Annotated in this window: 12 protein-coding genes; 2 read left to right on the top strand and 10 right to left on the bottom strand. The window is 56.8% G+C overall.

The window, feature by feature from the left end:
• The 5 genes from PROAA_RS16255 to mltG all read right to left on the bottom strand — a co-directional run.
• A partial coding sequence (locus tag PROAA_RS16255) for a TatD family hydrolase (RefSeq protein ID WP_186412355.1) occupies positions 1-205 on the bottom strand: 205 nt, incomplete at its 3' end.
• A 10-nt stretch (positions 206-215) separates the two neighbouring features.
• Entirely contained in the window at positions 216-590 is a 375-nt protein-coding gene (locus tag PROAA_RS16250; RefSeq protein WP_186412354.1) for a PilZ domain-containing protein, read from the bottom strand.
• 7 nt (positions 591-597) lie between these two features.
• Positions 598-1629 (bottom strand): DNA polymerase III subunit delta', encoded by a 1032-nt coding sequence (holB, locus tag PROAA_RS16245; protein ID WP_186412353.1) that lies wholly within the window; start codon positions 1627-1629, stop codon positions 598-600.
• Positions 1626-2255 carry a dTMP kinase gene (gene tmk, locus PROAA_RS16240; protein ID WP_186412352.1) on the bottom strand — a complete coding sequence of 210 codons (630 nt, stop codon included), beginning with the start codon at positions 2253-2255 and terminating at the stop codon, positions 1626-1628. Before tmk ends, holB begins: the two co-directional genes overlap by 4 nt.
• Before the next feature lie 11 nt (positions 2256-2266).
• Positions 2267-3265 carry an endolytic transglycosylase MltG gene (mltG, locus tag PROAA_RS16235; RefSeq protein ID WP_186412351.1) on the bottom strand — a complete coding sequence of 333 codons (999 nt, stop codon included), beginning with the start codon at positions 3263-3265 and terminating at the stop codon, positions 2267-2269.
• Positions 3266-3475: 210 nt separating this feature from the next.
• On the opposite strand from mltG, the gene ygfZ reads away from it, so the two are divergent.
• On the top strand, positions 3476-4492 hold the full coding sequence (gene ygfZ / locus PROAA_RS16230) for a CAF17-like 4Fe-4S cluster assembly/insertion protein YgfZ (RefSeq protein WP_186412350.1): 1017 nt from the start codon (positions 3476-3478) through the stop codon (positions 4490-4492).
• Between the two features lie 23 nt (positions 4493-4515).
• The gene (locus PROAA_RS16225) at positions 4516-5289 is read left to right on the top strand and encodes an NRDE family protein (RefSeq protein WP_186412349.1); all 774 of its coding nucleotides are present in this window, start codon (positions 4516-4518) and stop codon (positions 5287-5289) included.
• 4 nt (positions 5290-5293) lie between these two features.
• On the opposite strand, the gene PROAA_RS16220 is transcribed toward PROAA_RS16225, so the two are convergent.
• The 5 genes from PROAA_RS16220 to PROAA_RS16200 all read right to left on the bottom strand — a co-directional run bounded on the left by PROAA_RS16220 (position 5294) and on the right by PROAA_RS16200 (position 8335).
• Complete coding sequence (locus PROAA_RS16220) at positions 5294-5776, bottom strand: L,D-transpeptidase (RefSeq protein WP_186412348.1); 483 nt, start codon at positions 5774-5776, stop codon at positions 5294-5296.
• A 2-nt stretch (positions 5777-5778) separates the two neighbouring features.
• Positions 5779-6240: a tRNA adenosine(34) deaminase TadA gene (tadA, locus tag PROAA_RS16215; RefSeq protein ID WP_186412347.1), complete on the bottom strand. Its 462-nt coding sequence runs from the start codon at positions 6238-6240 to the stop codon at positions 5779-5781.
• A gap of 116 nt (positions 6241-6356) precedes the next feature.
• Positions 6357-7316, bottom strand: a complete 960-nt coding sequence (locus PROAA_RS16210; RefSeq protein ID WP_186412346.1) for a serine/threonine protein kinase — start codon at positions 7314-7316, stop codon at positions 6357-6359.
• Between the two features lie 102 nt (positions 7317-7418).
• Positions 7419-7904 carry a DUF1178 family protein gene (locus PROAA_RS16205; RefSeq protein WP_186412345.1) on the bottom strand — a complete coding sequence of 162 codons (486 nt, stop codon included), beginning with the start codon at positions 7902-7904 and terminating at the stop codon, positions 7419-7421.
• Between the two features lie 212 nt (positions 7905-8116).
• The gene (locus PROAA_RS16200; RefSeq protein WP_186412343.1) at positions 8117-8335 is read right to left on the bottom strand and encodes a hypothetical protein; all 219 of its coding nucleotides are present in this window, start codon (positions 8333-8335) and stop codon (positions 8117-8119) included.
• Positions 8336-8526 lie beyond the last annotated feature (191 nt).

Below are 8526 nucleotides of genomic sequence, written 5' to 3'. Positions count from 1 at the left end.
TTTCAGGATGGACTCCAACCGTTGCCAGAATGTGTGGCGTGCCTGAATGCGTCTCGGCAAGCGACAAGACTCTGGGAAAATCTTCCAGGGTGACTCCGATACAAACCGCGCAGCCCACTTCGTTCTTCTGCATCAGGTCAAGCAGTTGCGGGAGATTTTCAGCTAGTTTCGGGAAGTCAAGGTGGCAGTGTGAATCGACAAGCATCAGACGGTCACTACATGGTATGAGTCGGACGAGTGGATTGCATTACGCCGCCAAGAAGGCCTTCTATCTTGCGTTTTGCTTCAACGCCGCTTTCGTCGTTCTTGAAATGCACGCCAATTCCCTGCGCTTTACTGTTCTGGGCGCCTGCCGGTGTGATCCAGACGACCGATCCAGCAATCGGCAGCTTGGCGGGGTCATCCATCAGGGACAACAGCATGAACACCTCGTCACCGATGTTGTAGGCACGCGTCGTAGGGATGAAGATGCCCCCATTGCGCAGTAAGGGCATGAAGGCGGCGTAGAGTGCCGACTTCGAATTGATGTTCAGCGAGAGTACGCTCGGGCGTGCTGCGCCGGCAACGGCAGGTTTGGAATCGGCTGACATATCCGCCTCAGGAAGTCCGGAACAAGGCCGCGTAATTCAGGAAGAACTCTTCGAGAAATAGACGGCTGTTCAAAGGTTGTTCGCATTGCAGTTTGTATTGTAGCGTTTTCCTGTCAAACGCCAACAAATTAGGGGTATCGGTTGATTTCGCCAGTTGGCGCAACAGTTGCTCCTGCGTGAAGAAATAACGCACGGGGAGTTCTTCGCTGGCCAGCGTCAGGTCCAATAGCCACTTTTGCGACCACTCGACCATTCGTTTCAAGGGTGCAGCTCGTTTCTCGGCTTTTACGACCCGATCAATTGCGGCGGCCGCCGCCAGAGGATCAAGCTCGATACCACGTGACATTTCGGCAATCAAAGCTTCGAGCAGCACGCGCTCTTCACTCGCACCAAGTTCGACGGCCAACAGCGGTGAGCCTCCGGCCAGCGCCAGCCAATGCCCCGCGTCGCCGATGCCTGCCTGTCGTAACCAGGATTCAGCGAGGCTAGGAGCCGGCTGTCGAACACGAAGCGACTGACAGCGGCTACGGATTGTTGCCAGCAATCTCTCAGGCTCACTGGAAACCAATAAAAACAACGTATTTACAATCGGTTCTTCGAGTGATTTAAGAAGCGAGTTTGCCGTCGAACGATTCATCGCTTCCGCGGGATTGATCAGAATCACGCGCGCGCCGTGACGATGCGTCCCGACATGAAGGAAGTCGTCCAGGGCGCGAACCTGGTCGATTGTGATTTGCTGGCTCGGTTTCTTCTTGCTGCTCGCATCGACGCCATTCCCGTCCTCATCGGCCAGTGCATCCGGTTGCAGCAGACGGAAATCCGGGTGATTGCCCTGCACTAGCCAACCGCAGGCAGAGCATTTACCGCAGGCTGTCGACGAAGGTGCCGGGTTTTCACAGAGTAGGGAGTCGGCAAAGTGTCGCGCGAGGTCGAACTTGCCGATTCCACGCTGGCCCGAAATCAGAAGCGCGTGCGGAAGTTGTGCGCGTCTAGCCCCAAGTTGCGCCCAAGCTTCTTTGTGAAGGTCATAAATATTCATAAACAGCGTGTTATAACTGTGTCTTCAACTTGTTTCTTGATTATTTCCGGCGGCTGGTCGGCATTGATTACCTGAATTCGTTGCGGTGATGCCGCCGAACGTTCAAGGTAGGCCAAGCGTACGCGGATGTGGAAGTCAGCCTGCTCCTGCTCGAAACGATCAAGTTCGCGTCCTTGCGCCGTAATACGTTCGCCGGCCACCGAGGGTGGCAAGTCGAAAAGAAAGGTCAAATCGGGCTGCAGATGCCCGTGCACCCACTGCTCCAGGTCGGCGAACTTGTTTTTGTCCAGGCCCCGCCCCCCGCCCTGATACGCATAGGTGGCGTCGCTGAATCGGTCGCAGACGACCCAGTCACCTCGCGCAAGTGCCGGGTCAATTACTTGCGCCAGGTGTTCGCGTCGCGCCGCGAACATCAGCAGGGTCTCGGTCTCGGGGTGCATGGCCTTGTTCAAGAGCAATTCGCGAAGTTTTTCGCCAAGCGGTGTGCCGCCGGGCTCACGGGTTGCGATTACGTTCAGCCCATGTGCTCTTAGCAATTCAACTACGCCGGCAATATGACTGCTCTTGCCGGCACCGTCGATGCCCTCGAAAGTGATGAACTTCCCTCTTTTATTGCTTGGGGACATTGTTTCCGGCTTCACTTCCCGCCTCTCTGATAGCGATTTACCGCCTGGTTATGCTCGTCCAGCGTTTGCGAAAACACGCTGCTCCCGTCCCCGCGCGCCACAAAATATAGCGCCTTACTTGGTGCCGGATGGAGCGTAGCCCGAAGTGAGGCCAGACCAGGCATGGCAATGGGTGTAGGCGGCAAACCGGCGCGCGTATAGGTATTGAAAGGCGTGTCGTTGAGAAGATCACTTTTGCGCAGATTGCCATCAAACATCTCACCAACTCCGTAAATCACGGTTGGATCCGTCTGCAACAGCATACCCAGCCGCAGGCGGTTGGCGAAGACGGCGGCCACCAACGGCCGATCCTGATCACGCCCGGTTTCCTTTTCAACGATTGAGGCCATGATCAAAGCCTCATACGCGTTCTTATAGGGTAGTCCGCCCGCTCTGCCCTCCCACTCACGCGCAAGGTGACGTTGCATGGTCCGATACGCGCGTGACAGCACGTCGATATCGCTGCTCTGCTTGGCGAAAAGGTAGGTGTCGGGGAAGAACAAGCCTTCTGCAGCTCCTTCCTGGGCACCGATCAGGCGCATGATCTCTGAATCCGGCAAGCCTTTACTTTCATGACGGACATCGGGATGCGCATCAAGTCGTTCCCGCATCTGGCTGAAGGTCCAGCCTTCGATGAAAGCGATCTCTGTTTGTTTGACATCGCCGCGCGTCAGTTTCTTCAACAATTCCAGCGTGGTGATGCCCCGGTTGATTTCGTAACTCCCCGCTTTGATTGAATTCTCGACATGCAACGCCTTGCCGAGAACAATTAGCACCCAGGGATGGAGCGGCACACCGGCGCTCGCTATCTCATTGGCCGCAATCCGCATGCTACTGCCCCGAGCAATGTGAAAATCGACCTGCTCGCTCTTCAAGTCCAGCGCCGAGGATACAAGCCAGAAAAACCCGCCACCCAACACAACGACAAGAATCAGGCCAAGGGTGATCAGTTTTTTTATCAGTTTAAGCATCTATCCGGCGCGATCGGGGCCTCGTGGGTCTGCAATGGGAATTTGGGTGGCGCAACGTGCGCTATATAATAGCCGAAACCCGTATCAATGAACCGAAGCAGCATTTGGGGGTCGAAGCCGCAGCGAAGTCGCACAGTTCCTCCGAGGAGAATTCCCTTTATTCGGACAGGCAATCCGTGGCTCAACAATAACGATGGATATACCGTAACGATGAACTCCAACTGGCAAGAATTTCTTGGCACTTCCGGCGCCCGCACCGGCAGCGGAATGCTTGCCGATTTCGGTGACATCCCCGCCGAACTCGCGGCCGCACGCGATGCGACGATTGTTTCGCCTCTTACACACTTAGGATTGATCGAATGCGCGGGCGACGACGCAAAAGCCTTCCTCCACAACCAGTTGACCAGCGACATCAACCATCTTGCCCCCGGTTTTGCCCAGCATTCCGCCTGGTGCACGGCCAAGGGACGGATGCTGGCTTCTTTTCTCTTGTATCGCAACGGCGCGGACTATCGCGCATTGTTGTCCTGCGATCTGGTATCGACTATCCAGAAGCGCCTGCAAATGTTTGTGTTGCGCTCCAAGGTCAAGGTTCTCGATCTTTCCGGCACTCACCTGGTCTTCGGCTTGTCCGGCCCGCAAGCGGAAGCTGCATTGCAGAGCGCCGGTTTTTCTGCGCCCGCCAGTGCACTGCAAACCGCGGTTTTTGCCGATGGTGCGGTCATTCGACTTGACGGTGCACGTCTGATCCTCGTCGTTGCCAACGATGTCGCAATGACAACCTGGAAGAAAATTACCTCGATCGCCCTCCCGGCAAGCACGCCCGTGTGGCAATGGCTCGATGTTCAGGCGGGAGTTCCTTTGATTACGGAGGCCACCAAAGAGGCCTTTGTGCCGCAAATGGCCAATTTCGACAAGATCGATGCCGTCAGCTTCCACAAAGGCTGCTACCCCGGCCAGGAAGTCGTCGCTCGCACGCAGTATCTCGGCAAAGTAAAGCGTCACCTCTACCGTATCCACGTGAACGGCATGGTTGCCCCAGGAACGGCAATTCACGCCTCAGGCAGCCCCGAGCAACCCTGTGGCACGGTCTCCAACGCGGCGCCAGCGCCTGGAGGCGGCTGTGATGCCTTGGCCGTCATTCAGGAAAGTTTTGTCGAAACAGGTGCTCTGCACCTGGATATGCCGGATGGTCTGATCGTCGCTATTGAGCCTGTCGTCTCCTAGCTGCCAGCCTCGGTTCGGTTTCGATGTGCCTCATCCTCTTGGCCTGGCAGAGTCATCCTGACTATCCGCTGGTCGTGGCCGCCAACCGCGATGAGTTCTTTTCCCGACCTGCGGCGCCAGCCGGGTTCTGGGCAGAATCCCCGGCGATTCTCGCCGGCAAAGATCTGGAAGCGGGTGGAACCTGGCTGGGTGTTAGCCGCGAGCTGCGTTTTGCGGCACTTACCAATTATCGCGAAGGTGGGCATCAGCTCAGCAACGCGCCTTCCCGCGGCGCACTGGTGGCTGATTTCCTCATCAGCGAAAGCGATCCGGAAACATATCTCGAATCACTGGCAAGCCGCCGAGAAAATTACAACGGATTCAACCTGTTGTTCGGTGATAGTCGCCGGCTGGCGTATTTCACGAACCGGGGCGATAGTCCGAGATGGCTCGCGCCGGGAATCTACGGCCTGTCCAACCATTTGCTCGACACGCCGTGGCCGAAACTATCGGACGCCAGAGCTGCGTTTTCCAATGCATTGAAGCGGTTGCCGGATTCGGCCCCGTTTTTCGAACTGCTCTCCGACCAGGAAATCGTTCCCGATATCCACCTGCCGGAATCTGGAGTCCCCATTGAATGGGAGCGAATTCTGTCAGCCGTCTTCGTGAATTCGCCGACCTACGGGACGCGTGCGTGTACCCTGCTGACGGTGCATCGAAGTGGTCTGGCCACACTGGCGGAACGGAGTTTTGGTCCGGCTGCCCTGCCGCTTGGTGAGGTGAGCGTGGCTTTCGAGTCCTCGATATTTGGTTCCTGAAAAATCAGTCCTCAGTGATTTCCACTGGAGTATACGGCGGCACCAGGTCGAACAACTGAAGGATGTCGGCATTGCGCATGCGTATGCAGCCGTGCGACCCGGGCGCTCCCATGGTTGCCGTATCCGGACTGCCGTGGATATAGATGAAACGACGCATGCTGTCGACGCACCCAAGCCGGTTACGCCCCGGCTCACACCCCGACAACCACAATATGCGCGTGAGCATCCAGTCACGGTCCGGAAAGGCTCTGCCGAGATCCTCGGTATAGATTTCACCGGTGGGGCGTCGCGCAACAAAAACGGTGTTTACCGGTTGCCCTGCACCGATTCGGGCACGGATCACATGCTTCCCGCGTGGCGTGCAGAAACTACCGTACTGTTCCCCTGCCCCCCGGCTTGCCGTGGAAACCGGATAGCTCCGAATCACCTGCCCTACCCCGTCGATCAGGGTCAGTAATTGTCGCGCAATGGAAATATGGATATGCAACTCTACTGTTCTCCCTTGACGCGACGTCCGGCAAAGAAAGCTGAAAGCATACGGCCGCACTCGTCTGCCAGTACGCCACCCACCACCTGAGTATGGTGATTCAGGCGCTCAACGGCGAACAGGTCTACAACACTTCCGTGGACGCCGGTTTTCAGGTCGCGGGCACCGTACACCACACGGGCAATGCGCGAGTGAAGAATGGCACCGGCACACATCGCACACGGCTCAAGCGTCACAAACAGCTCGCAGCCAGGTAATCGGTAGTTCTCCAGCGCACGCGCCGCATCTCGCAGGGCCGCGATTTCGGCATGGGCTGTCGGGTCGCTTTCCCCAATCGGCGAGTTGAAACCTCGCCCGACGATAACACCATCACGGACCACCACGGCGCCTACGGGCACCTCGCCAAGGCACTCGGCAGAGCGCGCCAGGGACAGCGCCTCGCGCATATAGTACTCATCCTGCATCGGTCTTCATCATTCCGTGTCAGAAACCGCTCAGATTATCGTGCGATTCATACCCCGTACAGCTTAATCCCGGATACCAAAGAATGCACCAAAGGCATTCTCATCTACGGATGGCACTACTTCCGGAACCAAGCCGGATCGACAAGATCAAGCAATTCCCCGTTGAGCACCTTTTGCAGTGCATAAACGCTTTGTGGCCTGGCCCTGACCGGAATCTGCATGCACCAGTCGATCAATTCCAGGAGTTGTAGCGAGTAAGCTTTTGCCCAACGCCGCTGGGCAGGCTCCACCTCGTCAGCATTCATCCGCAAGTCGGCTGCCTGAGGTGCTTGTCCTGTATCGAGGCAGGCGTACAAGGTGGCGCCGATCGCGTAGATATCGGTCCATGGTCCCATGCCCTCGCCCGAACCCTGCTGTTCCGGGGCGGCATAGCCCCGGGTGTAAATATTACCGAGTGAGCCATCGGGCGATCCCAAGCCCCAGCGCGCGGCACCAAAATCGAGCAGAACCGGGTGGCCGTCTTTGCGCAAGTAGATATTGGCAGGCTTCAGGTCAAGATGGAGCAGCTTCTGGCTATGAACTTCGCGCAGACCAGAAAGTAAACGCACAAAGACATTGCGCAGAAGATCCTCGCGAATCTTCCTGCCGCTCTCACGTAGCCGGTGCAAATATTCTTCGAGGCTTCGACCGTCTTCATAGCGCATCACAATGTAGGACGTATTGTTGGCCTTCGAAAAGTCCAGTACGGCAACGATGTTGGGATGGCTGATACGAGCCAGTAACCGCGCTTCTTCAAGGAAACTGCGCATGCCGTGGTTGAACTTGCCCTGGCTTGCTGAAGAAACGATCAGTGCCTGGCTTCCTGCCGCTCGCCGGGCCATTTGTATCGGCAGGTATTCCTTGACCACAACCGGCGTCCCGGCACTGTCGCTGGCCATGTAAGCAATGGAAAAGCCCCCCCTCGACAGCATGCGCTCGATCCGATAACCGTAGAGCTGGTAGCCTTCCGGGAGCGGGGGGCAATCGGCTGGGCAACCGGGCGGAGAATTGGGCGGAGAATCGGGCGATGATGACATGCTTTGATCCATGTTCAACCCTCAAGTGCACCGGGCCTCGCCTTCAGCCACTGACTTCATCATGCCGATGAAATCTGCCGAGCAAGATTCCAGAGAACTGCGTCAGTTAATGCTCTTCTTGACGATCGGCAGACGCAGTACTTCGATGCCTTCGTCAAGCAAAGACTCGTACTCTTCATCGCTGGCTTCACCGAGGATCGAACGCACAGGCGCTTCAAGATAGTGAATCCTGCGCGCTTCCTCGGCAAAGTTCTGGCCAACGTCTTCGCTGTTCGAGACGATCGACGACATGAGCTGTTCAAAGGCGGCGAACATTTCAGCCTGTGTGCGGGTTGCAGGCAATCCGGTAGAGGACCCGGGCGTGCCAGCATGACGTGCTGGGTCCGATGAGTTTTTTGGCTCCGTTGGATGCGCCGATTTTGCCGGTTTCGACATATGCACGACAGACGGTACGCGCCGTATCTCGGTAGAGCCACAATGCGGGCACGAAATCAAGCCGGCTTCGATCTGGCTATCGTAGGATGACAGCGATTGAAACCAGCCTTCGAAGGGATGTTCCTGTTTGCAGGACAAGTCAAATATGATCATCAGAAAAGTAGGCTGTTAGGGGTGCGGAGAAGGAGCGGAATCGAACAGGCGTGCGAGAAGCCTAATGAGGGATTCCAGACAGGCAATACGCGTAGTTTACCAGATCAGGCCAGACTCCTCGGCATGAATCGGAAATCGACCGCCCTGCCCGACGGTTCAACCCGAATGCTGCCGACCATCAGACTCGAACAGATTGGCGGCGCGAGGGCCAGTCAGTGCCCTTTGTTGCCTAGCGCCTTGGCGACCTCGACAAGGCGCTCCGGTTCCGCATCGCTCAGATCAACCTCCAGCGTCACGTAGTCGACACCCTTGTTCCCTTCAACGGCAAGCGTCAGGATCAAGGCTTTGATCAATGTGGCCTCGTCGACAATGCCATCGGAAGGCACTACGCCCTGGCGAGGTCCGCCGGGGGATTCAATCGTAATTTGCACTCACAACCTCAGTAAAAAGTCCTCAATGGAGCGTAGCTTCTGACGTGTCAATGCGATTGACCGACAGCGCCAATCTCTTGACTCAAGACGTCAGAAATTGAACTTCACGATTGAAACTTGGTGGGAGATTGCCTGGGCAGCACTGCACCCGCTAACGACGACGACAAGAACTGGGGGTCTTTCCGCTCCAG

Source organism: Candidatus Propionivibrio aalborgensis (assembly GCF_900089945.1).
Taxonomy (GTDB): domain Bacteria; phylum Pseudomonadota; class Gammaproteobacteria; order Burkholderiales; family Rhodocyclaceae; genus Propionivibrio; species Propionivibrio aalborgensis.
This window is presented reverse-complemented; position numbering and strand designations above follow the sequence as displayed.